The sequence below is a fragment of the Vibrio sp. 1874 genome (assembly GCF_033344395.1).
Taxonomy (GTDB): Bacteria; Pseudomonadota; Gammaproteobacteria; order Enterobacterales; family Vibrionaceae; genus Vibrio; species Vibrio alginolyticus.
Genome location: NZ_JAWPOR010000023.1, coordinates 1 through 26,924 on the forward strand (window position 1 = coordinate 1; position 26,924 = coordinate 26,924).

Annotated in this window: 27 protein-coding genes; 8 read left to right on the forward strand and 19 right to left on the reverse strand. The window is 46.3% G+C overall.

Annotated elements, in window-relative coordinates; genetic code table 11:
- Positions 1-231: 231 nt before the first annotated feature.
- From fusA to fkpA, 8 genes are all read right to left on the reverse strand, one after another.
- The gene (fusA, locus tag R8N46_RS22395) at positions 232-2,331 is read right to left on the reverse strand and encodes an elongation factor G (RefSeq protein ID WP_005382794.1); all 2,100 of its coding nucleotides are present in this window, start codon (positions 2,329-2,331) and stop codon (positions 232-234) included.
- Positions 2,332-2,406: 75 nt separating this feature from the next.
- On the reverse strand, positions 2,407-2,877 hold the full coding sequence (gene rpsG, locus R8N46_RS22400) for a 30S ribosomal protein S7 (RefSeq protein ID WP_005382796.1): 471 nt from the start codon (positions 2,875-2,877) through the stop codon (positions 2,407-2,409).
- A gap of 101 nt (positions 2,878-2,978) precedes the next feature.
- Complete coding sequence (gene rpsL, locus R8N46_RS22405; protein WP_004399892.1) at positions 2,979-3,353, reverse strand: 30S ribosomal protein S12; 375 nt, start codon at positions 3,351-3,353, stop codon at positions 2,979-2,981.
- A gap of 177 nt (positions 3,354-3,530) precedes the next feature.
- Positions 3,531-3,806 (reverse strand): sulfurtransferase complex subunit TusB, encoded by a 276-nt coding sequence (gene tusB / locus R8N46_RS22410; RefSeq protein ID WP_115386340.1) that lies wholly within the window; start codon positions 3,804-3,806, stop codon positions 3,531-3,533.
- Between the two features lie 7 nt (positions 3,807-3,813).
- Positions 3,814-4,170, reverse strand: coding sequence for a sulfurtransferase complex subunit TusC (gene tusC, locus R8N46_RS22415; RefSeq protein WP_054702275.1), 357 nt, complete (start codon positions 4,168-4,170; stop codon positions 3,814-3,816).
- Positions 4,167-4,562 (reverse strand): sulfurtransferase complex subunit TusD, encoded by a 396-nt coding sequence (tusD, locus tag R8N46_RS22420; protein ID WP_017821752.1) that lies wholly within the window; start codon positions 4,560-4,562, stop codon positions 4,167-4,169. Before tusD ends, tusC begins: the two co-directional genes overlap by 4 nt.
- Entirely contained in the window at positions 4,559-5,281 is a 723-nt protein-coding gene (locus R8N46_RS22425; protein ID WP_005382804.1) for a transcriptional regulator, read from the reverse strand. Before R8N46_RS22425 ends, tusD begins: the two co-directional genes overlap by 4 nt.
- Before the next feature lie 143 nt (positions 5,282-5,424).
- On the reverse strand, positions 5,425-6,207 hold the full coding sequence (gene fkpA / locus R8N46_RS22430; RefSeq protein ID WP_017821751.1) for an FKBP-type peptidyl-prolyl cis-trans isomerase: 783 nt from the start codon (positions 6,205-6,207) through the stop codon (positions 5,425-5,427).
- 128 nt (positions 6,208-6,335) lie between these two features.
- Between fkpA and R8N46_RS22435 the strand changes: the two genes are divergently transcribed.
- Together R8N46_RS22435 and R8N46_RS22440 are read left to right on the forward strand one after the other, a co-directional pair.
- Positions 6,336-7,322: a WD40 repeat domain-containing protein gene (locus tag R8N46_RS22435; protein ID WP_115386341.1), complete on the forward strand. Its 987-nt coding sequence runs from the start codon at positions 6,336-6,338 to the stop codon at positions 7,320-7,322.
- Positions 7,319-7,546 carry a SlyX family protein gene (locus tag R8N46_RS22440; protein ID WP_005381455.1) on the forward strand — a complete coding sequence of 76 codons (228 nt, stop codon included), beginning with the start codon at positions 7,319-7,321 and terminating at the stop codon, positions 7,544-7,546. Before R8N46_RS22435 ends, R8N46_RS22440 begins: the two co-directional genes overlap by 4 nt.
- Positions 7,547-7,629: 83 nt before the next feature.
- Here R8N46_RS22440 and R8N46_RS22445 read toward each other — a convergent pair whose 3' ends face one another.
- The 5 genes from R8N46_RS22445 to kefG all read right to left on the reverse strand — a co-directional run bounded on the left by R8N46_RS22445 (position 7,630) and on the right by kefG (position 11,953).
- Positions 7,630-8,571: an isoaspartyl peptidase/L-asparaginase family protein gene (locus R8N46_RS22445; RefSeq protein WP_115386342.1), complete on the reverse strand. Its 942-nt coding sequence runs from the start codon at positions 8,569-8,571 to the stop codon at positions 7,630-7,632.
- A 131-nt stretch (positions 8,572-8,702) separates the two neighbouring features.
- Positions 8,703-9,254, reverse strand: coding sequence for a peptidylprolyl isomerase (gene slyD / locus R8N46_RS22450; RefSeq protein ID WP_005381451.1), 552 nt, complete (start codon positions 9,252-9,254; stop codon positions 8,703-8,705).
- A gap of 92 nt (positions 9,255-9,346) precedes the next feature.
- Positions 9,347-9,547: a YheV family putative zinc ribbon protein gene (locus tag R8N46_RS22455; RefSeq protein WP_005381449.1), complete on the reverse strand. Its 201-nt coding sequence runs from the start codon at positions 9,545-9,547 to the stop codon at positions 9,347-9,349.
- A gap of 32 nt (positions 9,548-9,579) precedes the next feature.
- Positions 9,580-11,376, reverse strand: a complete 1,797-nt coding sequence (kefB, locus tag R8N46_RS22460) for a glutathione-regulated potassium-efflux system protein KefB (RefSeq protein WP_017633740.1) — start codon at positions 11,374-11,376, stop codon at positions 9,580-9,582.
- A complete protein-coding gene (kefG, locus tag R8N46_RS22465; protein ID WP_005381444.1) occupies positions 11,360-11,953 on the reverse strand; it encodes a glutathione-regulated potassium-efflux system ancillary protein KefG in 594 nt (197 codons plus the stop codon). The genes kefB and kefG overlap by 17 nt, the downstream gene beginning before the upstream one ends.
- A 209-nt stretch (positions 11,954-12,162) precedes the next feature.
- Between kefG and R8N46_RS22470 the strand changes: the two genes are divergently transcribed.
- The 6 genes from R8N46_RS22470 (at position 12,163) to crp (ending at position 17,776) form a co-directional block, all read left to right on the forward strand.
- Positions 12,163-14,082: an ABC transporter ATP-binding protein gene (locus R8N46_RS22470; protein WP_085570108.1), complete on the forward strand. Its 1,920-nt coding sequence runs from the start codon at positions 12,163-12,165 to the stop codon at positions 14,080-14,082.
- Positions 14,079-14,567, forward strand: coding sequence for a TIGR02444 family protein (locus tag R8N46_RS22475; protein WP_017633738.1), 489 nt, complete (start codon positions 14,079-14,081; stop codon positions 14,565-14,567). The genes R8N46_RS22470 and R8N46_RS22475 overlap by 4 nt, the downstream gene beginning before the upstream one ends.
- 87 nt (positions 14,568-14,654) lie before the next feature.
- Complete coding sequence (locus R8N46_RS22480; RefSeq protein WP_017633737.1) at positions 14,655-15,662, forward strand: hydrolase; 1,008 nt, start codon at positions 14,655-14,657, stop codon at positions 15,660-15,662.
- 33 nt (positions 15,663-15,695) lie between these two features.
- The gene (locus tag R8N46_RS22485; protein ID WP_005381436.1) at positions 15,696-15,908 is read left to right on the forward strand and encodes a YheU family protein; all 213 of its coding nucleotides are present in this window, start codon (positions 15,696-15,698) and stop codon (positions 15,906-15,908) included.
- Positions 15,909-16,033: 125 nt separating this feature from the next.
- A complete protein-coding gene (locus tag R8N46_RS22490; protein ID WP_005381434.1) occupies positions 16,034-16,903 on the forward strand; it encodes a phosphoribulokinase in 870 nt (289 codons plus the stop codon).
- Between the two features lie 240 nt (positions 16,904-17,143).
- The gene (gene crp / locus R8N46_RS22495; protein ID WP_005381432.1) at positions 17,144-17,776 is read left to right on the forward strand and encodes a cAMP-activated global transcriptional regulator CRP; all 633 of its coding nucleotides are present in this window, start codon (positions 17,144-17,146) and stop codon (positions 17,774-17,776) included.
- A 136-nt stretch (positions 17,777-17,912) separates the two neighbouring features.
- Here the strand turns inward: crp and R8N46_RS22500 are convergent, their stop codons facing one another.
- The 6 genes from R8N46_RS22500 to R8N46_RS22525 all read right to left on the reverse strand — a co-directional run bounded on the left by R8N46_RS22500 (position 17,913) and on the right by R8N46_RS22525 (position 26,872).
- Entirely contained in the window at positions 17,913-18,704 is a 792-nt protein-coding gene (locus tag R8N46_RS22500; RefSeq protein ID WP_053350708.1) for a DUF1338 domain-containing protein, read from the reverse strand.
- 248 nt (positions 18,705-18,952) lie between these two features.
- A complete protein-coding gene (astD, locus tag R8N46_RS22505) occupies positions 18,953-20,410 on the reverse strand; it encodes a succinylglutamate-semialdehyde dehydrogenase (RefSeq protein ID WP_005381424.1) in 1,458 nt (485 codons plus the stop codon).
- 28 nt (positions 20,411-20,438) lie between these two features.
- Positions 20,439-21,458 carry an arginine N-succinyltransferase gene (astA, locus tag R8N46_RS22510; RefSeq protein ID WP_005381422.1) on the reverse strand — a complete coding sequence of 340 codons (1,020 nt, stop codon included), beginning with the start codon at positions 21,456-21,458 and terminating at the stop codon, positions 20,439-20,441.
- Between the two features lie 109 nt (positions 21,459-21,567).
- On the reverse strand, positions 21,568-22,779 hold the full coding sequence (locus R8N46_RS22515) for an aspartate aminotransferase family protein (RefSeq protein ID WP_005381420.1): 1,212 nt from the start codon (positions 22,777-22,779) through the stop codon (positions 21,568-21,570).
- Positions 22,780-23,140: 361 nt separating this feature from the next.
- The gene (locus R8N46_RS22520) at positions 23,141-23,728 is read right to left on the reverse strand and encodes an aminodeoxychorismate/anthranilate synthase component II (RefSeq protein WP_053303043.1); all 588 of its coding nucleotides are present in this window, start codon (positions 23,726-23,728) and stop codon (positions 23,141-23,143) included.
- Positions 23,729-23,917: 189 nt separating this feature from the next.
- Entirely contained in the window at positions 23,918-26,872 is a 2,955-nt protein-coding gene (locus tag R8N46_RS22525; RefSeq protein WP_318098548.1) for an ExeM/NucH family extracellular endonuclease, read from the reverse strand.
- Positions 26,873-26,924 lie beyond the last annotated feature (52 nt).

Below are 26,924 nucleotides of genomic sequence, written 5' to 3' on the forward strand. Positions count from 1 at the left end.
TGTTTTACCGTGGTCAACGTGGCCGATAGTACCAACGTTAACGTGCGGTTTCGTACGTTCAAATTTTTCTTTAGACACGATCGTGTTCCTTCCTAGTTATGATTCGTCGTGATCATTATTGATCGACGACGCGCCAGAAATTGTTATTTTATGCGCCAACGCCCGTTAGCGCAATATTTGGACGCCCTGATCTCGCAAAAAGTCGTAAACTTTTTGCAGTTCAATCGTCAATTAGTAACCACGCTCTGCAATAATTTTATCTGCGAAGTTTTTCGGCACTTCAGCGTACTCGTGAAACTCCATAGAGTAAGACGCACGGCCTTGAGTTGCAGAACGTAGATCAGTTGCGTAACCGAACATTTCGGATAGTGGTACTTGAGCACGGATGATCTTAAGACCAGCCACACCTTCGTCCATGCCTTCAATGATACCGCGACGACGGTTTAGGTCACCAACAACGTCACCCATCCAGTCTTCCGGAGTGGTTACTTCGACATTCATCATAGGTTCTAGAATCACAGGTTGTGCTTCTAGTGCACCTTTCTTGAATGCCATCGAGCCAGCGATCTTAAACGCCATCTCGCTTGAGTCTACATCGTGGTAAGAACCATCAAATAGTGTAGCTTTAATATCTAGTACAGGGTAACCCGCTAGAACACCACTATTCATTTGCTCTTCGATACCTTTCGATACCGAACTGATGTATTCCTTAGGAATCACACCGCCCACGATTTCGTCTACGAATACGAAACCTTCACCAGGCTCAGAAGGCTCAAGTTTGACCCAAACATGACCGTATTGACCACGACCACCTGATTGACGAACAAACTTACCTTCAACTTCCGCTTTACCACGAATGGTTTCACGGTAAGCAACCTGAGGTTTACCAACGTTACAATCAACGCTGAATTCACGCTTCATACGATCAACGATAATGTCTAGGTGAAGTTCACCCATACCTGAGATCAGAGTCTGACCTGATTCGTCGTCCGTTTCCACGCGGAATGATGGATCTTCCGCTGCTAGTTTACCTAGCGCGATAGCCATTTTCTCTTGGTCTGCCTTAGAACGAGGCTCTACAGCAATCTGAATAACTGGTTCAGGGAACTCCATGCGCTCTAGAATCACTTTGTGGTTCTGATCACACAGTGTGTCACCTGTTGTTACGTCTTTCAGACCGATAGCAGCTGCAATATCACCAGCGCGAACTTCTTTCACTTCTTCACGCTTATTCGCATGCATCTGAACGATACGACCGAAACGCTCTTTCTTCTCTTTTACTGAGTTGTAAACAGCGTCACCCGAGTTTACAACACCGGAGTAAACACGCATGAAAGTTAGCGTGCCCACGAATGGGTCAGTCGCAATCTTAAACGCTAGCGCTGAGAAAGGTTCGTTGTCGTCAGCATGACGCTCAACTTCATTTTCTCTTTCGTCGACACCTTTAATTGCAGGTACGTCAACAGGCGATGGCAAGAACTCAACTACTGCATCCAGTACCGCTTGAACACCTTTGTTCTTAAACGCACTACCACAAGTAGCCAGTACGATTTCGTTATTTAGTGTGCGAGTACGTAGAGCTTGTTTGAGCTCAGCTTCAGTCAATTCACCTTCTTCAAGGTACTTGTCCATCAGCTCTTCGCTAGCTTCAGCAGCGGATTCAACCATGTGGTTGCGCCACTCTTCAGCAAGTTCAATCATGTCAGCTGGGATGTCTTCGTAAGTAAACGAAGTGCCTTGATCGGCATCATTCCAGTTGATCATTTTCATCTTGATAAGGTCGATGACACCTCTGAACTCATCTTCCGCACCAACGTTCAGCTGGATTGGAACAGGAGTCGCACCAAGACGATTCTTAATTTGGTTCACAACGCGTAGGAAGTCTGCGCCCGCACGGTCCATCTTGTTTACAAATACCAAACGTGGAACGTGGTATTTGTCTGCTTGACGCCATACAGTTTCAGACTGAGGTTCAACACCAGATGAGCCACAGAACACAACCACAGCACCATCAAGTACACGAAGAGAACGCTCTACTTCGATAGTAAAGTCAACGTGTCCAGGGGTATCAATGATGTTTACGCGATGCTCAGGGAACTGTGCTTCCATACCACGCCAGAATGTAGTAGTCGCAGCGGATGTGATAGTGATACCACGCTCCTGCTCCTGCTCCATCCAGTCCATGGTTGCTGCACCATCGTGAACTTCGCCGATTTTGTGAGAAAGGCCAGTGTAGAACAGAATACGCTCAGTTGTGGTTGTTTTTCCTGCATCTACGTGAGCACAGATACCGATATTACGGTATAGCTCAATAGGAGTTTTACGAGCCACGATTGTATCCTCTTACTAAGGTGTACCTTAGAGTATAGAAAAGTGCTGCGAGAGAACCTCGCAGCACAGAAGGTATTACCAACGGTAATGAGCGAACGCTTTGTTTGCGTCAGCCATGCGGTGAACGTCTTCACGTTTCTTAACCGCAGTACCTTTGTTCTCAGACGCGTCTAGCATTTCAGCAGCTAGGCGTTGAGCCATAGATTTTTCACCACGCTTGCGCGCAGCTTCAACCAACCAACGCATAGCAAGTGCGTTACGGCGAACCGGACGTACTTCTACAGGTACTTGGTAAGTTGAACCACCAACACGGCGAGATTTAACCTCTACCGCTGGGCGAACGTTTTCAAGAGCTTCTTCAAAAATAGCTAAGTGGTCTTTACCAGACTTTTCAGCCATAGCATCTAGTGCAGTGTAAACGATTTTCTCTGCAGTAGATTTTTTACCGTCAACCATTAGGATGTTAACGAATTTTGCCAGCAATTCAGATTTGAATTTTGGATCTGGAAGGATCTTACGCTGACCAATGACGCGACGACGTGGCATGGATTTATCTCCGTTGTCTTCTTCAGGTTTTATCCAAAACTTTTCAGTTTTTTCAAAAAATTAAAAATAATTTAGTGTTTGGCCTTACTTAACGGAATCCATTAAGACTTAGGACGCTTCACACCGTACTTAGAACGACCTTGTTTACGGTCATTTACGCCAGCACAGTCTAGTGCGCCGCGAACAGTGTGGTAACGCACACCTGGAAGGTCTTTAACACGACCACCACGGATTAGAACAACTGAGTGCTCTTGAAGGTTGTGACCTTCACCGCCGATGTACGATGTAACTTCGAAGCCGTTTGTCAGACGTACACGACAAACTTTACGAAGTGCTGAGTTAGGTTTTTTAGGTGTAGTAGTGTAAACACGAGTACATACACCACGTTTTTGTGGGCACGCTTCTAGTGCAGGCACGTTGCTTTTAACAACTTGCTTTGCACGTGGCTTACGTACCAACTGGTTAATAGTTGCCATTAACTAGCTCCTGATTTACTTGAAAGTAAGCTTTGTGAAAAATCTATCCCCAACTGCCAATGCAGTTAGGGACGCAAAATTCTATGCAGCAGTGAGAGGTGTGTCAAGAAATATACGGATCTTTTTTGTTCAATTAGAACAATTCATCCGTAAAGCTTTGTCGACAGCAAATCTTGTTCAATCCCAAGTTAGGGATTTATCCTGTTTTGCTGTTAGTTCAACGAAGCCTGAGTAATTCACAATCGTCAGCGATGGACTGATACGATTTGCAATACCGCGAGCTTGCGCATCGCTCTCTAACACAAATACGCTGCGGTTTTTTAGATGGGAAAATGCTTTATGTTGCGAGTTAGCAGCGTACACTGCATCTTCTATAAGTAAGATGTTATCCTGTTCACTGCATAAGGGCATGGCGTCTTCTAGAGCAGAGACTGTTTTTATGATGTGTAACATAACTTCCTCAAAAAGACAGTAGCTTGCCAGCGTGTTGTAACTTATCTTTGAGCTGTTCTGAGCTTAACGCTTGGGCTTCAATGACTAAATCCGCTTGCGCCAAACCTCGCTGGGTTAACGACTCTGAACACACAAAGACTTGTTCGATGTCGTATAAATCGAAAAGCTTTAACATCGGCGCGTAATCTTTACTCAAAATATTGTTGGGGTCTTGCCCGAGTAGAAGCTGGTATACCCCGTCACCCATGAAAATGACGCTGATATCTTCACAGTAAGCCGACGCGGCTAACAGTGCATCCACACCTTCACGACCAGCTGCACAGCCATGTGGCGCACTACGAAATAGATAAGTTAACTGACTCAAAACTGTACCACTCTGTCTTGGGTTAACATCGCTTCAGCTAGGCTACCTAAGCCTGCTTGTTCAAAACCATCGGCTAGATTGTTCTGAACCAAACCATGTTGATTCGCTTCTTCTTCACTTACAATCCCGCGACGCAAAGCGGCCGCGACACAAGTTTCTAGGCGAACACCATGCTCTTTAGCCAAAGACTGCCACGCCTTATTGAGATCAAATTCATCGTTGGCTGGCACACTCAAAGCAGTACCATTAGTCACACCATCTTGATAAAAGAAGACGCTCACTAGCTGATGGCCTTGCTCTATCACCGCTTTGGCGAACTGATAAGCACTGCGCGCTGACTGGCTGCCATAAACGGGACCATTCACCACTAACGTGTAAGTCAGTTTACTCACCTTTCATCATCCTCGGTTTTACGTTGACGAATGTACAAGTAAACGGTGTGTTTTGAAATATTAAGGCGATCCGCGACACGGTTGATGGCATCTTTAATATCGAAGATACCTTTGTCGTACAACTCCATCACGATCTGGCGATTTTTGGTGTTGTTAGACACGGATTTATCCGCATTGATCTCTTCGATGGTGCGTTCAACAGTTTGGTCCACCAGCTCTTCTACGTCACTAGCAAAGTTGACCGAGGAAGCCGCTTCTTTCGCTTCTTGCGTCGGCATGAAAGACTGAAGAACTTGCGAGAAAGGCGCATCCAAGTTGACGTTGATACACAACAAACCAATCACGCGATTTTCGCCATTACGAATGGCGACAGTAATCGACTTCATCAACACGCCACCTTTTGCACGGGTAAAGTACGAACGTGAGAAGTTGCGCTCCGAGCCTTCGATGTCTTTTAGCATCTTAAGCGCTAAATCAGTGATTGGTGAGCCGACTTGGCGCCCCGTGTTTTCACCGTTAGCGATTTTAATTGCAGAGGTATTTAAGTCTTCTAGAGAGTGAAGAACGATTTCACAAAATGGACCTATCAGGCTGGCGATACCATCCACGACCGCCTCATAAGATCTTAAAATGATTTTGTCGTGCTCGGTAAACGGCATCACGTTAACGGATTCCATTTCGAGCAACATCTCCGCGTTTATTGTTTCTGTAGTTGTCATAAGCCTTCGAGCGAAAAATCAACAAATTGGTGTAAGTTTATCAGAAAATTTGAAAAGCAACCTAGCAAACTCACCAACTAGTGACCTAGAACAAAAAAGGCCCGTTAAACGGACCTTTTTCAATAACTTATCGCAGCTTATTGTTATTGCTCTGCGTTGTCGTTCTCAACTTTTAGCAGCTCAACTTCAAATACTAGCGTTGAGTTAGCAGGAATGCTTGGTGTGTCTTGGTCACCGTATGCTAGCTCTGGCGGGATAACGAATTTGAATTTAGAACCCACAGGCATTAGCTGAACACCCTCTGTCCAACCTGGGATTACACGGTTAAGTGGGAACGTTGCAGGTTCACCACGATCGTATGAGCTGTCGAACTGAGTACCGTCGATCAGAGTACCTTTGTAGTGTACTTGAACCGTATCAGTGTCTTTTGGCTTCTCACCTTCAGCTGGTGTCATTACTTGGTATAGAAGACCTGTATCTGTCTTCACTACGCCTTCTTGCTTCTCAAACTCAGCTCGGAAATCATCGCCAGCTTTTTTCGCTTCAGCTGCTTTCTCAGCCGCTTGTGCTTGCATCTTTTCTGCAACACGCTTGTCTAGAGATTCTAGTGCTGCACGTGTTTCTTCTTCATTCAATTCAGCATTGCCTTTGAAGACGTCTTCGATACCTTTTAGTACCAAATCTTTGTTAAGATTAATGCCGATTTCGCTTGGCTTGTCGATGCTTGTGCTTAGGTAGTTAGCAAATGAAACACCGATTGCGTATGCCGCTTTGTCGTCGTCGGTTTTAAAGTGAACCGCTTTACCGGTTTCTGCTTGAACTTGTTCTGCTTGAGGTGCGGTTTCTGTTTTAGTTTCTTCTTTCTGACAACCTACCGCTAGCATAACTGTTGCAGCAAGTAGCGACACTTTTAAAACTGATTTCATTAAATTCTCCCAATAATGGCTCTGCCATTGGTTGTTGTGCACAAATCTTCTATGAGACTAGTGAAGACAATCGTTATACCAATATACTAGCTATATGTCTTAAGACACAAACCGGATTATTAGATGTGATGCAAAGAATTTTTCATTTATTCCTATATTTAATTGTCATCACCACGTTAAATGGTTGCTTTTTCGCCGAGCGTGAAGTGCAGCGTTGGCCGATAGAACCTCAAGGTGCGACGAGCTTCGCACTTAGCAGAGATGGACGGTTTGCTCTGCTCTATTCTCAACAACGTCATTTGATGTTGTGGGACCTAGAGCAAAATGAACAACTAGCCAACCTGGGTGAACTCGATGCCGATGCCAATGTGGTTTCCCATATCAGCATATCTGACAATGGTCGCTACGCAATTACAGCAAGCCAAATGAACTTCGCAGTTTGGGACCTAGGCTGGACGCAATCCGAAGGCCTTTGGTCTATCTCTGATGCGCTCATTCGCGACGTTGATATCACCAGTAATGGTGAACAAGTTCTGCTTGGGTTATCCAACGGTAAAGCAATTTATGTCAACTTAGTCACCGGGCGTCGCATGGAGTTCCTTGCGCATCGTGAAAAAGTCAATTCCGTGGCCATTTCTCCTAATGGTCGCTTCGCCCTAACCGGAGGTAATGACTATAAAGCGTATCTGTGGGATACCGAAACCGGACAAGTACTACGAACCTTCGAACATGAACAACGAATTGTTCGCGTGGCCCTGCAAAGAGATGGAAAATTAGCAATGACATCTGATGGCGGAAACCAAGCGATTGTTTGGAATTTAAAAACTGGACAAGAAGTCACACAGTTGAGCAGTTGGTCACGCCAATTAATTTTCTCTACCGCACGATTTTCTGACGACGGGACTCAACTAGTCACAGGAAGCCCTTCTGGCCGTGTGTCGATATGGGATACTCAAACCGGAAAACGAATGAGTGGATTTGAAGTGGAGCCCAAAAAAGACACTCGCCCTCCCCGTGCGGTCGTGTATGATGCAGCCTTTGATTCAAAACAACGCGTAATTACTGCTACTTCAGCAGGTATTGCCCAAGCTTGGCAGTTAGAGAACGGATCATGACAGAAAAAATCATTCAGCAATTGGAAGCACGCATTAATGACTTAGAATGTCAGCTTGCGTTCCAAGAACAGACTATTGAAGATCTGAACGGAGCTTTATCGCAGCAACAACTGCAAATTACCAAGATGCTCGATCAGATGAAATATGTGGTAGGTAAAGTAAAAAATATGGACTCGTCGAATTTAGCCGATCCGTCAGAAGAAACCCCACCACCGCATTATTAAAATGCAGGCTCAAATAGCATAAAGCCCAGAACATGTTCTGGGCTTTGTTGTATTAATTACTTAAGAAGGTACTCAAGAGGAAGCTATTCGTCGGCGTAGATTTTAACGCTCAGCTCGCCTTGCGTATTAATGCCTGCTCGGTACATGCCAGAACTGTTCATCGCAAAGTGCATCTCACCTTTAGCATCAATGGCAATCAAACCGCCCTCTCCGCCCATCTGTTTGAGATCACCTTGGATAATGTGTTCACAAGCCGTATGAATATCTTCTTGTAAGTAACGCATACGTGCTGCAACGTCTTCCGCAACACGTTTACGAATAAAGAACTCGCCGACACCCGTAGTGGAAACTGCCACGACGCCATTTTCGGCCACCGTACCACAACCAATAAGAGCAGAATCTCCGACTCGGTTGTATTTCTTATTCGTCACGCCACCCGTACTGGTGGCAGCGGCTAAGTTGCCTTGTTGGTCCAATGCCACCGCACCAACCGTACCGTGCTTACGGTCATCTGGGTAACGAGATTCCGACAAAGCAAACAGTCCTTTCTCACGCATAGACAGTAACTGCTCATAACGGCGATCAGTAAAGAAGTAATCTTGCTCGGTATACTCATGACCTTGCTCAAAAGCAAACTTCTCTGCGCCCTCACCCACCAACAACACATGATTGCTGTTTCGCATCACGTCACGAGCGAGCTCAATTGGGTTTCTGATATGACGAACCCCAGCGACCGCACCTGCTGCAAGGTTTCGCCCATCCATCACAGAAGCGTCCATTTCTACCATTTCGTTGTTGGTCAGCACTGAGCCTTTACCCGCATTAAAGTTAGGAGAGTCTTCCAATACTTTCACTGCCGCTACGACGGCATCTAAGGCTTCACCGCCCGTTTCTAGAATTTGATCTCCCGCTTTTACCGCAGCTTCTAAATCCGCCAAGATGGATTGTTGCAGCTCATCGCTCATCTGTTCACGCAAGATGGTGCCTGCACCGCCATGAATGGCAATCGAGAAAGGTTTCGTCATCGCTTTGTCCAACTGTTATTCCTTGTATGGTTGGCACTACACCTTAGATAAACAAAAAGCGCAAGTTGAAAACTCAACTTGCGCTTTTCAAAGCTTTGCTAGATAAGATTATCTAGTGAAGGCGCTTATGATTAGTGAGAACCACAGCTACCGCCGCCACAGCAGCCGCCTTCTTCTTCGTGATCGTGGTCATGATCGTGACCACCACAACAGCCACCACCTTGATGGATGTGACCGTGTTCGATCTCTTCTGCTGTTGCTTCACGTGTAGACATAACTTCTACTTCGAAAGTTAGTGTTTGACCAGCTAACATATGGTTACCGTCAACAACCACTTCGTTGCCGTCAACTTCTGTTACTTCAACAGGGATTGGACCTTGGTCAGTGTCAGCTAGGAAGCGCATGCCCACTTCGATTTGCTCAACGCCTTGGAACACGTCCGCAGGAACGCGCTGTACTAGCGCATCGTTGTGCTCACCGTAAGCTTCTTCAGGAGCTACCGTTACTGAGAACTTGTCGCCAGCCACTTTACCTTCAAGTTCTTTTTCAAGACCTGTGATTAGGTTGTTGTGACCGTGAAGGTAATCTAGAGGTGCTTCTGCTGTTGATTGATCAACAACGACACCGTCTTCCATCATTACTTTGTATGCAAGGCTTGCAACAACGTTCTTTTCAATTTTCATACTAACTCCAGGGAGATTAATTGACTTAACCTGAATGGGGTTAAGTACTGAGATATCTGGGTGTATTATGGGGATCAATTATCGAAGTTCAATTACTCCGGCTTAAAAATTCCGATCATTTCCTGATCTGAGTGTTTATTTTTCTCTACAGATTGTGGTTTACGCTGCTCTGTAAACTCACACTCGACACACTCAACTAACTCGATGTTATTTTCAATCCACCAGCGCAGGGTATCTTGCTGGCTGCAATTTGGGCAGCTAGCGCCGGCAATAAAACGTTTCTTGATTTTCACGCTATTTCCTTAGCTGAGTCTTGGCTCAAGTACTACTTCCAATGATTAGGTGACTGATGGTCGCTCTCCATTTCACGACCAAATATTTCTTCTAGCTCTTTGCGTGCCTCTTTCGCCCTTTGAGCTAATTTCTTATCTTCATTGTGTTGAGGCAATAAGTCCTTAAGCATAGCATTATCCAACTTGCGAAAATGTGCTTCTGCCCGCTTTGCTTGATAAGGATGCATACCCAGTTCTACGAGCGCTTGGCGACCGAGATCTAGCGCCCCTAAAAATGTTTCACGAGAGTAATTCTCTACACCATGACTCATTAACTGGTAAGCCTCGACACGGCTTCTTGCTCGGGCTAACAACTTAAGTTTCGGGAAGTGCACGCGACAAATGTCCACGATAGCCATCACCTCATCAGGTGAATCAGTACAAATAATCAATGCTTCCGCTTTATCAGCGCCAGCAGCCCTCAATAGGTCAATTTGTGTAGCATCGCCATAAAACACTTTGTAACCATACTTACGTAATAGGTGGATTTGGCTGGCATCACTTTCTAATACTGTCACTTTGATTTTATTGGCATACATTAAACGTCCGACGATCTGACCGAAACGTCCAAAGCCTGCAATGATAACGCGTGGTCGGCGATCCACGACTTTCGTGGTCATGCCCTCTTCTTCTTGATTCAGGGTATGAGCAAACCACTTCTTTTGTCCCATCAGCAAAAGAGGAGTCGTCACCATGGATAGACTGACCACCACCAACAGAAACGCCACTTGCTCTTTGGACAAAATGCCCTCTTGGCTCGCCGCGGTAAATATGACAAAGGCAAACTCACCGCCTTGGCTCAAAATTGCAGCCATACGGCTTCTCGCTTTGGCTCCGACACGGGCAGCTCTCGCCAATGCATACAAAACCAAACCCTTAACCACGACCAAAGCCACCACCGCACCGAGAATCTCTAAAGGGTGTAATGCCAATAACCCCAAGTTTACCGCCATGCCCACCGCAATAAAGAATAACCCCAACAACAGACCTTTAAATGGCTCGATAGCGATTTCCAGCTCATGGCGATACTCACTCTCTGCAAGCAAAACGCCTGCTAAAAAAGTCCCCAATGCCATCGAAAGGCCGAGCTTTTGCATCACGACCGAAATGCCAAGCACGACTAAAAGTGCAGCAACGGTAAAGAGCTCACGAACGCCGCTCATCACGACAAAACGAAATAGCGGACGTAGTAAAAAGTGACCACCAATCAACAGTGCTACCACACTGCCTAAAATAGTGAAGACATCCAACCAACTTCCACCACTATGCCCGCCTGCTAGCAAGGGCAACATCGCCAGCATCGGGATCACTGCAATATCTTGAAAGAGCAGCACCGCAAAACCAGATTGCCCCGTTTCGGTACCATTAAGCCCTTGCTCTTCAATGACTTTAAGCGCAATCGCCGTCGAGGACAGCGCCAACCCCATCCCGATCACCAAACTCACTTGCATGCTTACGCCAAACATACTGACGACACTACCAATCACGGCGGTCGTGACCACAACCTGCGCACCGCCTAAACCTAAAATCGGCCCTCGCATCTGCCACAATTTTTTAGGGTTTAATTCCAGCCCTATCAAAAACAGTAACAACACAACCCCAAGCTCGGCAAAATGCAAAATGGCATCAACGTCGCTAATTAAGCCAAGCCCCCATGGGCCAATCAACACACCAGCGAGTAAATAACCTAAAACCGAGCCAAGCCCAAGGCGCTGAGCAATCGGCACCGCAATAACCGCAGCCGAAAGAAAGACCACACTGCTTTGAAGAAACTCACTGGTGATCGCCATACTGACCTCCTCGATCTGCCGCTTGCCAGTTTTCAAGTGGGTTACTCAGCCATCCACGGTATAACTCGGCATGTTCGTAGCGTTCAATATCTGAAACATTTCTTGACCAATACAACACCAGTGGTTCAATCCAGTGCATTTGGCATAGGGCTGCCGTCAGTTCAAACGGTTGCAAGATTTGCTCAAGTGGGTATTTGTTGTACCCCTTCGCGCTGAAGGCTTCTTCTTTACCACCTGTTGTAATGACACTGCGCCAGTATTTTCCTTCTAGCGCCGCACCTCCGCCAAACGCAAAGCCTTTACCTAACACTCGGTCTAGCCACTCTTTTAATAGGGCTGGACATGAATACATATAAAGTGGGTGGTGAAATACGATCACATCGTGAGCGAGCAACAACTCATGTTCGTAATTCACATCAATAAAGAAATCAGGGTAAACACCGTAAAGATCGTGCACAGTGACGTGATCAAGCGACTGAGCTTTTTTTATCATCACTTGATTGGCAATCGAGTTATGTGGCTCTGGATGAGCATAAATGACCAGAACTTTTGGGAGAATAGACGGTGCAACAGCCAAATGGTCGTCCTTGTGGTTATTTTTATCCGTTATCAAATTGTTATACTTTTTTGTACAGCATAATGCAATTAAAGCGAATCAATCGACTTTTCCGGTCAATACCCCTACTATTCACCGCTAGATATATACCCAAGTGGCTTTAAAAACGATTGAAACCACTTCGCTATGTAACCAAGCAACGCGCACTGCGCAAAGTGAATGAAAACTTTATGATTACCTTCTCTGATATTCAGTTACTGCGTGGCGGTAAACCTCTTTTAGACCAAGCTTCTGCGACTATTCACCCTGGCGATAAAGTCGGTCTTGTGGGCAAAAACGGCTGCGGTAAATCAACGCTGTTTGCCCTACTGAAAGATGAACTGTCAATTGATGCAGGCTCATTTAGCCAACCTCAACATTGGGAGTTGGCCTGGGTCGCACAGGAAACGCCTGCGCTAGAGCGCACTGCACTGGAATACGTCATTGATGGTGATCGCGAATACCGCGCTCTCGAAAAGCAGTTAGCTGAAGCAGAAACACAAGACAACGGAACCCTAGTTGCCGAGATACACGGTAAAATTGAAACCATTGGTGGTTACAGCATTCGCGCTCGCGCGGCAGAACTGCTCGATGGTTTAGGGTTCAGCCAAGAGCAAATGAGTTGGAGTTTGACCCAATTCTCGGGTGGTTGGCGTATGCGTCTTAACTTGGCTCAAGCGCTATTGTGTCGTTCTGACTTATTGCTACTCGATGAGCCAACCAACCACTTGGATTTGGACGCGGTAATGTGGTTAGAGCGTTGGCTACAAAACTACCCTGGCACGCTGATTCTGATCTCGCACGACCGAGACTTCCTTGATCCAATCGTTGGTCGCATCATTCACATCGAGAATCAGCAGCTGAACGAATACACGGGTAACTACTCGTCATTCGAAAACCAACGCGCACAAAAGATGGTGTTACAACAAGCGATGTTTGAAAAGCAACAGAAGCAGATGTCGCACATGCAAAGCTACATCGACCGCTTCCGTTACAAAGCATCAAAAGCACGCCAAGCCCAAAGCCGTATCAAAGCTTTGGAGCGCATGGAAAAAGTACTGCCAGCTCAATTCGATAACCCATTTAGCTTCCAATTCCGTGAGCCAGCTGCGCTGCCAAACCCAATCATGATGATGGATGAAGTATCTGCAGGTTACGGTGACAACCTCATCTTAGAGAAGATCCGCTTGAACTTGGTTCCTGGCAGTCGTATTGGTTTACTCGGCCGTAATGGTGCGGGTAAATCGACCTTAATCAAGCTGCTCTCTGGTGAACTTAACGCGCAAGGTGGTGACCTAACTTACTCACAAGGCGTGAAAATTGGTTACTTCGCTCAGCACCAGTTAGAAACGCTTCATCCTGAAGAAACGCCGCTGCAACACATGATGCAAATCGCACCCGATCAAACCGAACAGCAGCTACGTGATTACCTAGGTAGCTTTGGCTTCCAAGGTGACAAAGCACTAGAAAAAGTTGCGCCGTTTTCTGGTGGCGAAAAAGCCCGTTTGGTATTGGCTTTAATTGTGTGGCAAAAGCCAAACCTGTTGCTACTTGATGAACCGACCAACCACTTAGACTTGGACATGCGCCAAGCATTGACGATGGCACTGCAAACATTCGAAGGTGCGATGGTGATTGTTTCGCACGACCGCTATTTACTGCGCGCTACGACCGATGACTTGTATTTAGTGCATGATAGACAAGTTGCTCCGTTCGACGGTGACTTAAATGACTATTATAAATGGTTAACCGAACAACAAAGAGCGGAACGCAAAGAAGCGCAGGCTGCGCAGCCAAGCAAAGATACGGCCAACAGCGCAGCTGCGAAGAAAGAGCAAAAACGTCGCGATGCAGAGTTTCGAAAACAGACAGCGCCAATTCGCAAAACGCTGACACAACTAGAAAATAAAATGGATAAGTTAGGTGCTGCACTGGCCGAAGCTGAAGAACAATTGGCGGACAACTCACTGTATGCGGCCGAAAATAAAGCTAAACTTAACCAAGTGCTGGCACTTCAAGCTTCCAGTAAAGCTGAGCTCGAAGAAATTGAAATGGAATGGATGTCTGCTCAGGAAGAACTGGAGCAGATGGAGCTAGAGTTTAATCAATGAGTAATCAACACGCTGAATACACACTCACCCTAGAACACCTTTGGCAGTTCAGTCTGCAGTTTTATGGTGTGCGAGAAGTGAAAGAAGCGTGTTTATCATTGCAGAACAATTATCACGGCAACGTGAACCTACTCCTGCTGCTCAGATGGCTCGATGAGCAGCAACTCATTTTCCAAGAAAAAGACTGGCCCTTGGTGCAAGACTGTCTAGGTAGGAGCGAAACTTTACTTCACTCCTTTCGCGACCTTCGTCGCCACCTTAAGTCTCAAGTCAATGACGCTTTGTATCGTGAGACCTTGCAGTTTGAGCTGCAACTAGAAAAGCAGCAACAAGCGGATTTGGTGGACTGCATTAACTCACTTGCACTACTCAAAAATGATGATGACCCACTGACGTTGAGATACTGTCGTCAACTCGGTGGGGAACATTTGCAGCAAGCCTTTGCTATTCCGGTGCCAAACATTCAACCACCAAAACGCCCATAAATCTGTAGAATACCTATAATCTTTATAAAGGATTATATTAATAAGTTCTTCAACGGACACCGAAGGACCGCATAAGAGCAGTTAGGTATGACACAATTTTTCGCAGCCGCCGGGATCAAAAACCCGCATCTCCAAACGCTTTTGCCGCGTTTTATTCGCAAAAAAGCGTTGTTTACGCCGATTTGGCAAACCCTCGATACATCCGATGGCGACTTTCTCGATCTCGCGTGGAGCGAGGACCCAACCCAAGAGCCTGCACAAAAAAAGCCGATTTTTGTTTTATTTCATGGATTAGAGGGGTGCTTCTATAGCCCTTATGCCAATGGGCTAATGAATGCATTTGCTCAATCTGGATGGCTGTCGGTGATGATGCATTTCCGCGGTTGTAGCGGTAAGCCAAACAAGAAAGCTCGCGCCTATCATTCTGGTGAAGTGACTGACGCCCGCCACTTCTTAGAGCACCTTGAGCAACGCTTTCCTGATAACCCCAAGGTTGCGGTTGGTATTTCTCTTGGCGGTAACATGTTGGCGAATTATTTAGCCCAATATAAAGACCACCCTATTTTGAATGCAGCGACTATTATCTCAGCGCCTTTAGACCTAGCGGCGTGTGCGAACCGTATAGAACAAGGCTTTTCAAAAGTGTATCGCCGTTATCTGCTTTCTTCACTGAAACGTAACGCGTTACAAAAGCATCATCTACTGCATGGCGAGCTGGCGCTGTCCTACAACTCAATCAAACGTGTCACACGGCTGTATGAATTCGATGATTTGATTACCGCACCATTGCATGGCTTTAAAGACGCACAAGATTATTACGACCAATGCTCTGGCTTAAGTAAACTACAGCAAATCACGCTACCCACACTGATCATCCATGCCAAAGACGATCCGTTCATGACCGATGATGTGATACCGAAGTTTGTTCTGCCAGATAATATTGATTACCGTCTCTTTGAGCACGGTGGCCATGTTGGCTTCCTGACAGGAACAGCGTTAAAACCTAAGTTTTGGTTGGAGGAAGCGCTGCCCGCGTATTACGAAAGTATCGCCGCAGATTACCTTTCTGCTGTATCCAAGCAACGAACGCAGTAAACTAGCCGCTCATCATAAAAGTTAGAGGTATTTATGATCATTCCATGGCAAGACATTGCGCCGGAAACATTGGAAAACTTAATTCGTGAATTCGTCTTACGCGAAGGAACGGATTACGGAACCGTCGAGGTTTCTTTGCATGACAAAATTGATCAAGTTAAAGCTCAATTGGAAAAAGGTGAAGCGGTTATCGTGTTCTCTGAGCTACACGAAACCGTCGATATTCAGCATAAAACAAAATTTTAGACCCTTCACATTTTACCGTATCCCACTCGATGACAAGGTATTGTTACGTGCTATAGTGGGATATCGACCGTGCAGTAGTAACTCTACTGCACATTACAGGTAAGTAATTTTCGACAAGGTTTGTCATGTCAGCTAAACACCCAATTATTGCGGTTACTGGTTCGTCCGGTGCCGGCACGACCACTACATCTGAAGCCTTCCGTAAAATGTTCAATATGATGAACGTTAAACCCGCATGGGTTGAAGGCGATAGCTTCCATCGCTTTACTCGCCCAGAAATGGACATCGAAATCCGCAAAGCCCGCGAGCAAGGTCGACACATTAGCTACTTTGGCCCACAAGCTAATGACTTCCCGGGATTAGAAGAGTTTTTCCGTAAGTTCGGGCATGACGGCACTGGCAGCGTGCGCCGTTATCTGCACACGTTTGACGAAGCGGTTCCCTACAATCAAATGCCAGGCACGTTTACACCGTGGCAAGACTTACCCGAAAACAGCGACGTTCTGTTTTATGAAGGGTTACATGGTGGCGTGGTCGATGGCGATGTTAATGTTGCTCAACATGTGGATTTCTTAATTGGCATGGTGCCGATTGTGAACTTAGAGTGGATACAAAAATTCGTACGCGACACTCGCGATCGCGGCCATTCGCGTGAAGCGGTAATGGACTCAATCGTGCGATCCATGGACGATTACCTCAACTATATCACTCCGCAGTTTTCTCGTACTCACATCAACTTCCAGCGCGTACCGACCGTTGATACTTCCAACCCACTTAATGCAAAAGGCATCCCTAGTTTGGATGAGAGTTTTGTGGTGATTCGCCTACGCGGTATCAAGAATGTCGACTTCCCATATCTGCTGGCCATGATTGATGGCTCATTCATGTCACGCCACAACACGATTGTCGTACCCGGCGGTAAGATGAGCTTTGCAATGGAGCTCATAGTTCGGCCTATCCTACAACAGCTCATCGAAACAGGGAAAATTGGCTAAAAACCTGCCTGCGAAGATGTTTACTTTTCATACCGTGATCATGTGCACAGTTTTGCTTACAAAATCTCAATCATGGCACGATTAAAATCAAGAAATCGTTTTCGAAAAAGGATACTATTTCTTACCGAAACACAAGAGAGCTTGCAGCATATAAAAAGTGCTCTTATTCTAGTAGGCCTAATTCAGGCTTAGCTAAAATATGGATAGCGCAAGCGTACCCTGCAGAGGAAGTGAGATATTATGGTTCTAGGTAAACCTCAAACCGACCCAACATTAGAGTGGTTTCTTTCACACTGTCATATTCATAAGTACCCTTCAAAGAGCACGCTAATTCACGCGGGCGAAAAGGCAGAAACTTTGTACTACATCGTTAAAGGTTCTGTTGCGGTTCTTATCAAAGACGAAGAAGGTAAGGAGATGATCCTTTCTTACCTAAACCAAGGAGACTTTATTGGTGAACTTGGTCTATTCGAGGAAGACCAAGAGCGCACAGCTTGGGTTCGTGCTAAATCTCCTTGTGAAGTTGCTGAAATTTCTTTCAAGAAGTTCCGTCAGCTTATCCAAGTAAACCCAGACATCCTAATGCGTCTTTCTGCGCAGATGGCTCGTCGTCTTCAAGTAACTAGCCAAAAAGTGGGTGACCTGGCGTTCCTAGACGTAACTGGTCGTATCGCTCAGACGCTTCTGAACCTTGCAAAACAACCAGACGCAATGACTCACCCAGACGGCATGCAAATCAAGATCACTCGTCAAGAAATCGGTCAAATTGTTGGCTGTTCTCGTGAGACAGTAGGTCGTATTTTGAAGATGCTAGAAGAGCAGAACCTAATCTCTGCTCACGGTAAAACCATCGTGGTTTACGGTACTCGTTAATCTCAAACTAGAGTGACACGAACAAAATTATAAAAGCCACCAATGGAAACATTGGTGGCTTTTTATTTGCTCATGACCAAATGAGATAGGGTGCAGCGAACACTAATGAGTAAGCTTAACAGGTTAACCCTAAAACTTAGCTATTCGTACTTTCAAAGATTTTGTCAGCTGAAGCGGCCACGAAACCTGGGTACAAATCACCATTTTCCATCGGATAGCGCTTAGCAAATTCATAAAACCCGCCAGGGATAATTTCAGTGCCTTCGCTAAAACGAACCGCTACTTTATCTGCCATGGTCGATGACTGTTCTAGCAACACCTCAGGAGTGCCCTTCACTTCACCACCATTTTCATTAATGGTAAACCCAGCGGTACGCAGATGATCGTTTACCTGCTTCACTTCTTCATATTCATTGAGCTGGTTAACGCTCACCGTGAAGTGGTTTGCTCCGTAACCATGCGCCGCAAGCCAAGATGCGTACTCACTTTCTTTAGCCAACGTTTGGTAATCAGCAAAGCTTAAATCCCACAAGCGTCCACCATGTAAGAATGCGCTATCGTTCAGCTTGTCAGCATCGACTTGTGCCACCAAATTTTTCACAATCTCTTGTAGCTCAGACGAGCACTCTTCAACTTTTAGCTCACTAATAAAGACTTTAGGTTGCTTCGGATCTGGGTGCTCATAGTGCTTAGCAACCAGCTTTTTGCTTTCGAAAACGTAATCACCACACGCCTTGTAACCAATAGCTACAAATGGCTTAGCTAGAGTTTCAATACCAAGAGGCGCGATATTGAAGGTACGTAAAGCTATATGATCATTAATCAGAGGCTCATCTTCTTGAAGCAGCTGATGCACTTTAGCAGCCGAAGGGCAAAGACGTTGAATGTAATCTTGCCATAGCGATTCAAATAACACATCGGGCGTCATAACGACTCCTTGTTACGAGATGTAGAGTTTAAAGGTAAGCGGAAGTTGGCTGCTCGTTCACAACAAAAGTTGTCCAGAATAATGAACGAGCAACCATCAACCTGTGACGGTAAATGCCAGTCAGTCAACACGCTTTTCCGAGTCTTTGCTCACTTTTCGTGTTCTGCCAACGATCACTACAACCCATACCTAAATGATGCGCCGGCAAGGTGAGCCGCAATGCATAGTTGCGACTCTATTATTAAAACTTATAGCGCTACACCTGGACTCAATGTTGCAGGCAAGACAGTCTCTTGACCTTCCATTGATGCCATTGGGTACGCACAGTAATCTGCTGCGTAGTAAGCGCTTGGGCGCAAGTTACCCGACGCCCCCGGACCACCAAATGGCGCATCACCGCTTGCACCAGTGAGCTGGCGGTTACGGTTCACGATACCTGCACGAATGTGGTCAACGAAGTATTCCCATTCTTGGTCGTCGGTTGAGACCAAACCAGCAGATAAGCCAAAGCGCGTATCGTTTGCTAGCGCCACGGCTTTGTCTAACCCTTCGTAACGCACCACTTGCAGAAGTGGGCCGAAGTATTCTTCATCTGGTAACTCAGCAATGTTCGTTACATCAATGATGCCAGGAGAAACAAACGCCGCCTCTCCTGCTTTCGCTTCAATCAAGCTTTCACCGCCAAGAGACTGTAGATTAGCTTGTGCATCAAGAATAAACTTGGCTGCCGCGACCGAAATTTGCGGTCCCATAAATGGCGCAGGTTCTGCAAATGGTTGGTCTACGCGAATATTGCGTGTCGCTTCAACGAGCTTGGTGATAAGCGCATCGCCTTTTTCACCCAATGGCACATACAAACGACGAGCACACGTACAACGCTGCCCAGCACTGATAAACGCTGACTGGATGATGGTATAAACCGTGGCATCCAAATCACCATATTTATCAGAGATCACCATCGGGTTATTACCACCCATTTCTAGTGCGAGCATCTTGCCCGGTTGACCCGCAAATTGACGGTGTAATACATGCCCCGTATTTGCGCTACCCGTAAACAGTACGCCATCGATGCCTTTTGCGTCAGCGAGCGCGATACCAGTTTCTTTCGCGCCTTGAACAAGGTTAATCACGCCTTTCGGTAGACCGGCTTCTTCCCATAGCTTCATTGCCAATTCACCCGTCCATGGCGTTTGCTCAGACGGTTTGAAGACTACCGTGTTACCAGCCAGTAGCGCAGGCACAATGTGACCATTTGGTAGGTGGCCTGGGAAGTTGTAAGGACCAAACACCGCCATCACGCCCAATGGGCGGTGGCGCAATACGATTTGGTTGCCTGCTGCTTCACGGCTCGCCTCACCAGTGCGGTCATGATAAGCGCGAATCGAAATGGCAATTTTACCTGCCATGGCTGCAGCTTCAGTGCGCGTTTCCCAAATTGGCTTACCAGTTTCTTTGGCAATGACTTCGGCGATTTTTTCGCTGTTCTCTTTTACTTTCTCCGCAAAAGCCAACACGATTGCCTCACGCTCTGAAAATGGGCGCTTTTTCCAGTCAATAAACGCTTCACGCGCTGCAGATACCGCCTGGTTCACCTGCTCTGCCGTTGCACCTTTGCCTTGCCAGATCACTTCTTGGTTGTACGGCGACAGAGACGTAAATGCTTCACCCTGACCTTGTACCCATTCACCTGCAATCCAATGTGTCATTGTTTCTATCCTTAAATTCTGTCGTCTGTTACTGCGGAAGAAGGCGAACGAAATCCCCTTCTTCAACCGAAAGTGCATCCGCAACGTCTGGTGCAATCATCACGCTTTGTGTTTCTGCGTCATACGCCGCTTTAGTGACTGTCGCACGGAAGTTCTCGAAAGATGAATTACACATCAAGAAGTCTTGTGTGCTGGAATGTTCAGAGATTTTGACTTGCGCACGGAATGAATGACGTACCGACTCAATATTACGCAGATCACACTCAACCGTTGGACCACCGTCGAAGATGTCGACGTAGCCTCGGTTGGTAAAACCTTCACGCTCAAGCAGCTTCAGCGCTGGACGCGTGTTGTCATGTACTTGACCAATCACGGCTTGCGCTTCTGGGCTGAGCAGATTGATGTAAATAGGCAGTTTCGGCATCAAGTCGGCGATAAAGCCTTTCTTGCCGATACCTGTTAGGTAATCTGCAAGCGTGAAATCGATAGAGAAGAAATGCTCTTGGAGCCATTGCCAGAATGGTGAATTACCCTCGTCGTCTGAAACGCCACGCATCTCCGCAAAGATCGTTTCAGAGAAACGCTCTGGGTGCTCTGCCATCATTAGGAAACGACACTTCGACATTAGACGACCATTCAGACCTTGGCGGAATTTCTCACGCAAGAACAAGGTACAAATTTCGCTGTTACCCGTGTAGTTATTACCAAAAGTAAGCAGTTTAACGACGTTGTTAACGCCAAGCTTTGGCGACGAGTGCACAACTTTACTAATGTGATATGAGTAAAATGGGACATCCCAGCCGATAGATGCTTCGATTCCGGTGGTACCCGCAACCTCACCCGTTTCAGAGTCAAAGCCAACCATCAGGTAGCCTTCATCGCCTGGTTCTGCCACATCTGGCTTACCAAAGCTGTACTCTGAATGTTTGATTCGATTGGTTAACAGTTCTTCGTTAACCGGTAGAGATGTAAATCCGTGACCAGACTCCACCGCACAAGTGTGCAGTGCGTCGTAATCCGACATCGCGATAGGGCGAACTACTAGCATCAATACTCCCTCCAGATGCAAGAAGATCCTAACTATATTGTAGGAACAATTCCCCCATCAGAGATCCTTGACGGGGGTGTCTGCGTTGACGTTTAAACTGATATCGCGCTTAAACTAAAGTCGCAATCGCTTTATCCAGTTTCGCCAAGCCTTCTTCAATTTCTTGTTGTGTGATAACGAGTGATGGTGTGAAACGTACGACATTGGCACCCGCAACCAATACCATGAGACCTTGTTTACCTGCAGCAACTAGCACGTCACGCGCACGGCCTTGCCATTCTTCATTTAGTGCAGCGCCAAGTAATAGGCCTTGACCGCGCACTTCTGAGAAGATGTTGTACTTCGCATTGATCTTCTCTAGACCTTCACGGAACATTGCTTCGCGTTCTAGCACGCCAGCCAACACCTCTGGCTTAGTAACTTCATTTACAACCGCTTCTGCAACCGCACACGCTAGTGGGTTACCGCCATATGTAGAACCGTGAGTGCCCACTTTCATGTGCTCTGCCAATTTTGCTGTCGTTAGCATTGCACCGATCGGGAAACCGCCACCAAGTGATTTCGCAGTACTTAGAATATCTGGCGTGATACCTAAACCTTGGTAAGCGTAGAAGTTACCTGTTCGGCCATTACCAGTTTGCACTTCATCGAAGATCAGTAAGGCGTTGTGTTTGTCACACAGCTCGCGAACCGCTTGAGCGAACTCAGGCGTTGGTGGCACGATGCCGCCTTCACCTTGTAGTGGCTCCATCATGACCGCACAAGTACGATCAGACATGTGTGCTTGTAAAGCTTCGATATCGTTGTAAGGAAGGTGTGTCACGTCGCCTGGCTTAGGACCGAAACCGTCAGAGTATGCCGCTTGGCCACCAACCGTTACGGTAAAGAATGTACGACCGTGGAAACCTTGTTTGAATGCAATGATTTCAGATTTCTCAGTGCCATGAACGTCTGCTGCATAACGACGTGCCAGCTTCAAAGCGGCTTCGTTTGCTTCTGCGCCAGAGTTAGCAAAGAACACTCGCTCAGCAAAACTCACTTCTGTTAGCTTTTTCGCCAGACGAAGGGCTGGTTCGTTCGTCATAACGTTACTTAAGTGCCAAAGCTTGTTAGCTTGCTCTGTTAGTGCGTTTACCATTACTGGATGACAATGGCCAAGACAGCTCACTGCAATACCACCAGCAAAGTCGATGTATTCATTACCTTCCTGATCCCAAACACGTGAACCTTCACCTTTAACAGGGATCATTTCCATCGGGTTATAGCAAGGTACCATTACCTCATCGAATAAACCGCGCTCTACTTTAATTTCCGTTGTCATTGCACATTCCTTCTTGATACCGCATGCGTAGCAGATAAGCGAATTTAACCGGCTCTCTTTGCCAGCAAATAATGTTTTGCATTTAAGCTATTGCGGCATTGTATTTACATTTAATTAACCATTTCAATAGTGATTTATTCTTTTCGTTCTCGAAAGTAACTTCCATTAATCACTGCTTATGACTATTTATGCATCAAGAAAGTAAAATAGAGAAGGGATTTTTTATAAATGTTATGTAATACAGGGGATAGAAGGTTTAAAAAGACATGAATAGACAAAGAGACTCGAGAGAATCGCATAGTTTTGCAATCCGCTCACCTCAGCAAAAAGATGAATGATTTGTTAAGAAAAGTGATCGCGATCAGATCGCTTTGCGTGCTAAAAAGTTCGCAAGCAACTCGTGACCTTGCTCAGTTTTGATTGATTCTGGGTGGAACTGCACCGCATCAATTGGCAAGGTTTTATGTTGGTAACCCATTATTTCATCCATGCTTCCGTCAGGCAGTTCTGTCCATGCAGTCAGTTCAAACACGTCGGGTAAAGTACCGTTTTTCACCACAAGAGAGTGATAACGGGTTACCGTGAGTGGGTTATTCAGATTTTTAAACACACTACGACCGTTGTGACGAATTGGTGAGGTCTTACCGTGCATCACTTGTCGTGCACGTACCACTTCGCCCCCAAACACTTGCGCTATCGCTTGATGGCCAAGACAAACACCCAATATTGGAAGCTTACCAGCGAAGTGTTCTATCGCTTTCAGTGAAATACCTGCTTCGTTCGGCGTACATGGCCCTGGCGAGATCACCAAATGAGTTGGGTTGAGCGCCTCAATGCCTTGGATATCGATTTCATCGTTACGCACCACCTTTACGTCTGCACCAAGCTCGCAGAAGTATTGGTAAAGGTTGTAGGTAAAAGAGTCGTAGTTATCGATGATCAACAACATAAAGGGTCGGTTGCTCCAATCCGTTTTGGCAATGCTTACGTAGTGAATCGCCACGTTCGTGACAATCAAGGGCGGTATTTTGCTATACCAAGCAAGAAAGGCAAGTTTTTGCTGAATAAAAAGGCCAGCATAGGCTGGCCTTTGGTCTTTACAGCTATTTAGGAACTGTTTGTCAGAAAGTAAATTCGCTTAGCGGCGACGACGGAATAAGCCGAGACCTAGCAGCGCAAATAGCGCGCCAAAACCAAACGAACCACCATCTGAATCCTTCGACCCTTCTGTTCCAGTTTCAGTTTGCGTCATTGAAACATCACGAACAGAGCTAAACTTCACGATATTACCTGTCGAGTCAGTCACTTTCTCTTCTAACTGATAATTACCTTGCTCTGGCGTTTGTTCAAACTCAATATTCACGCTACGCGCATCAATATCAGCTTGAACTAAGGTTTGGCTAGCCGAGTAAGCTTTCGTATCGCTGCTTGCCGCAGCCGCTTGTGTGGATGGCGTTAAGTTCACCGTAACAATATCACCTACAACCGCCGTTGGTGGTAAACGGACATCGACGGCTAAGTTGTCACCTGCTTTCGGTAAATCGATGTCATCATCTGGTAAATCAATCGCGATGATCACTGGATCGTGGTCAGAGGCAGAGAACGCATCTTTGTACTTCGGCATATCACCTGTGTACTTGCTGCTGTATTCGAACAAGTTACTCTCTAGTGAGTTGATGTGCCAATCTTCAATTGCTACCACTTTTTGCGCTAGGCTACTGCTTGCCAATGCGTGGTCCAAATTACCCAGCTCGCCCGAATAGGTGTAAGAAAACGTATCAGTGCCGTGCAGCAACGTGTTTAAGTTGTGCAGACCGTAACCTTTTTCAATTTTGGTCTTCTCTACTTGAAGTTCACCATCACCAATGGTTGTGTAAGCAGCAGTATAAATGTCACGGCCGTATTTCTCTTTCGAGTAATCAGTCAGTGTCAGAAGTGGGTCTTCCATGCCATAAGCATTGAGGTCGCCCATGAGCAATACATCGCCTTTCACCTCTTTCAACGCTTCACCCACTGCGTGCGCAGCAGAAACGCGGAAGTTGTTACAGTTGCCTTGCAGATCCTCTGGCTCAGAATCTTCTACACCAGCAATCCACTCTTCAATACACTCAGAGCCTTTCGACTTAAAGTGGTTTACGACAATAGACAAATCTTCACCCGTCTCTTTCACCGTAAAGGTCTGAAGTAGACTGTGGCGTTGGTACTTATCGTAAGCAGGGTTACTTTCTGTGCCCTCTTTACGAGTAATTGTGTTTTCTGCAATGTGCTGCTCTGGCGTGATGATCACTTTTGCAGCGTCTTTTGGCGTTACTGCGTTAGCACGATATAAAATCGCCACCATGATCGCATCACTGCCAAAGTATTCGTCTTGGTATTTGTCTTGCTCTTCGATTTCGACATACGTGTAATGATCTTCAGCGTCATCAATCTCAGCATTTAGGGCATCAACTAAGTTTTGGATAGCACTGCCATCACCAAAGCCGTTGTTTTCCACTTCCATCAAACCAATGATGTCAGCGTCCATCTTGTTCATCGCCGCAACGATTTTCGCTTGTTGGGTCAGGAACTCGTCTAGGTTAGTCGCACCACGGTTTTGTCCGGTTGGGTTTTCATGACCACTGTCAGCCACGGAGTTGAAGTAGTTCAGTACGTTGAAGCTTGCAATACGCAAATCTGAGTCCGCAATCGCTGGGGCATCTTTACGAGCCACATCGAAGCCTTCACCTGAAGTCACAAAGTTGGTGTTATTGACTTCATTCGTCGCAATCAGGCGGTATTCGTTGTAGCTGTAAGCCACGACACCCTGTAGACCTTCTACTCGAGAACCAAGGCGAATGTGCTGCTCTGAAGAGCCATCTTGATCTGCATCTTTAGCAAAATCTGGGTAGTATGGGATTTGGCCGTTTGGTGCTTTGCCATCTGATTCTAGGTATACGCGGTTCGCTGCGTTGTCTTTTGCTAGCTCAACGGCTGCATCGCTCTCTGCCGCGTGTAATTGAGTCGGCTTTAACAATGGCGCTTCATGAGAGAGCATCATATTGTTACGACGTGAATCGTAGTCGTAAGAGAAGTTTCGAGTAACGAAAAGTTCGCTAGCCGAGCTGAGCTCAACTTGCATACCTTCATGACGCTCTAGTGCATCACGTAGTGTCTCACCTTCTTTGATAACAAGATCGGTAACTCGAGAGGTTTCAGAGGTGCCTGTTTTCACATAGCTGTTAGCATCAGAAGCAAGCTGAGTATTGCTGTAATACTCTTGAACTTTACCTTTCACACAAACAACGTCACCAGCTTTCAGCGCCGTGTCTGCCGCGTCAGTATGAATGAACAAGCCTTCTGAGGTCTTGTCGTTGTTGTCGCTTTCTAATGCTTGTAGGTAGAAACCTTTGGTTAGGCCAGTGGTAACAGCAGTCACGACACCCGTTACGAAATGATCTTCGTTAGTAATGTATGGGTAACCATCAATGAATGGAGACGTATCGCCTTCACCTTGAATATCTTGGATGGTAGTGAAGTTAGGTTGCTGACCGTCGACTTCACAAGCGAATGGTGCTGGTGGCTCAGTCGCATTTAGCTCACCAAGGCCGTCAATGTTGTCTTTCTCAAATGCCGTCCACTGAGATGCATCATAAGTAGCAGAAGGGGTTAGTGCATCACTGTTACGAACTAATGTGGTGTCTTTACCAAAATCTACGTCACCCATCACACCGATGATGTCGTGCACTTCACCATCTTTAAGCAGTGCGATCGGGTCGTCACCGTTAAAGTTCGCAACGCTTTTATCTGTGATATCCGAGACAGCTTTGATGGTATCGCTCGCGTCACCATGCGCCAGTACATACACTTGGTTAGCTTGTAGCGTCACTTGGCTAAGGTCGAATGTGCTACCCCAAGTACCACCACCGTTTGATGATTTCGCCAACTCGTAGCCAGTGAGTGTCACCGCAGTATCACCCGTATTAGCGATCTCTACCGCTTTATTATAAGCGCCGCCTTCTACGTATTGGGAAATAATAATCTCTGCGTTCGCGTTTGCACTAAGTGCACTGGCGATGGTTAATGCGAGTATTGAGGGTTTGATTAACGTGTCCATTGTCATACCTGATATTTATGTAAATGCAAACTTAGCTCTGGTTAGAGCCTGC

What these genes read in the sequence shown, in the direction of transcription:
- rpsL (WP_004399892.1), bottom strand. Translation starts at nt 3,353, where the DNA reads ATGGCAACTATTAACCAGTTGGTACGTAAGCCACGTGCAAAGCAAGTT.
- R8N46_RS22440 (WP_005381455.1), top strand. Translation starts at nt 7,319, where the DNA reads ATGACAGAAAAAATCATTCAGCAATTGGAAGCACGCATTAATGACTTA.
- R8N46_RS22490 (WP_005381434.1), top strand. Translation starts at nt 16,034, where the DNA reads ATGTCAGCTAAACACCCAATTATTGCGGTTACTGGTTCGTCCGGTGCC.
- R8N46_RS22485 (WP_005381436.1), top strand. Translation starts at nt 15,696, where the DNA reads ATGATCATTCCATGGCAAGACATTGCGCCGGAAACATTGGAAAACTTA.
- R8N46_RS22445 (WP_115386342.1), bottom strand. Translation starts at nt 8,571, where the DNA reads ATGACGAAACCTTTCTCGATTGCCATTCATGGCGGTGCAGGCACCATC.
- slyD (WP_005381451.1), bottom strand. Translation starts at nt 9,254, where the DNA reads ATGAAAATTGAAAAGAACGTTGTTGCAAGCCTTGCATACAAAGTAATG.
- R8N46_RS22525 (WP_318098548.1), bottom strand. Translation starts at nt 26,872, where the DNA reads ATGGACACGTTAATCAAACCCTCAATACTCGCATTAACCATCGCCAGT.
- astA (WP_005381422.1), bottom strand. Translation starts at nt 21,458, where the DNA reads ATGCTAGTAGTTCGCCCTATCGCGATGTCGGATTACGACGCACTGCAC.
- tusB (WP_115386340.1), bottom strand. Translation starts at nt 3,806, where the DNA reads ATGTTACACATCATAAAAACAGTCTCTGCTCTAGAAGACGCCATGCCC.
- kefB (WP_017633740.1), bottom strand. Translation starts at nt 11,376, where the DNA reads ATGGCGATCACCAGTGAGTTTCTTCAAAGCAGTGTGGTCTTTCTTTCG.
- R8N46_RS22515 (WP_005381420.1), bottom strand. Translation starts at nt 22,779, where the DNA reads ATGACAACGGAAATTAAAGTAGAGCGCGGTTTATTCGATGAGGTAATG.
- astD (WP_005381424.1), bottom strand. Translation starts at nt 20,410, where the DNA reads ATGACACATTGGATTGCAGGTGAATGGGTACAAGGTCAGGGTGAAGCA.
- R8N46_RS22500 (WP_053350708.1), bottom strand. Translation starts at nt 18,704, where the DNA reads ATGACGCCCGATGTGTTATTTGAATCGCTATGGCAAGATTACATTCAA.
- R8N46_RS22425 (WP_005382804.1), bottom strand. Translation starts at nt 5,281, where the DNA reads ATGACAACTACAGAAACAATAAACGCGGAGATGTTGCTCGAAATGGAA.
- fkpA (WP_017821751.1), bottom strand. Translation starts at nt 6,207, where the DNA reads ATGAAATCAGTTTTAAAAGTGTCGCTACTTGCTGCAACAGTTATGCTA.
- R8N46_RS22470 (WP_085570108.1), top strand. Translation starts at nt 12,163, where the DNA reads ATGATTACCTTCTCTGATATTCAGTTACTGCGTGGCGGTAAACCTCTT.
- R8N46_RS22435 (WP_115386341.1), top strand. Translation starts at nt 6,336, where the DNA reads ATGCAAAGAATTTTTCATTTATTCCTATATTTAATTGTCATCACCACG.
- rpsG (WP_005382796.1), bottom strand. Translation starts at nt 2,877, where the DNA reads ATGCCACGTCGTCGCGTCATTGGTCAGCGTAAGATCCTTCCAGATCCA.
- R8N46_RS22480 (WP_017633737.1), top strand. Translation starts at nt 14,655, where the DNA reads ATGACACAATTTTTCGCAGCCGCCGGGATCAAAAACCCGCATCTCCAA.
- R8N46_RS22520 (WP_053303043.1), bottom strand. Translation starts at nt 23,728, where the DNA reads ATGTTGTTGATCATCGATAACTACGACTCTTTTACCTACAACCTTTAC.
- R8N46_RS22475 (WP_017633738.1), top strand. Translation starts at nt 14,079, where the DNA reads ATGAGTAATCAACACGCTGAATACACACTCACCCTAGAACACCTTTGG.
- crp (WP_005381432.1), top strand. Translation starts at nt 17,144, where the DNA reads ATGGTTCTAGGTAAACCTCAAACCGACCCAACATTAGAGTGGTTTCTT.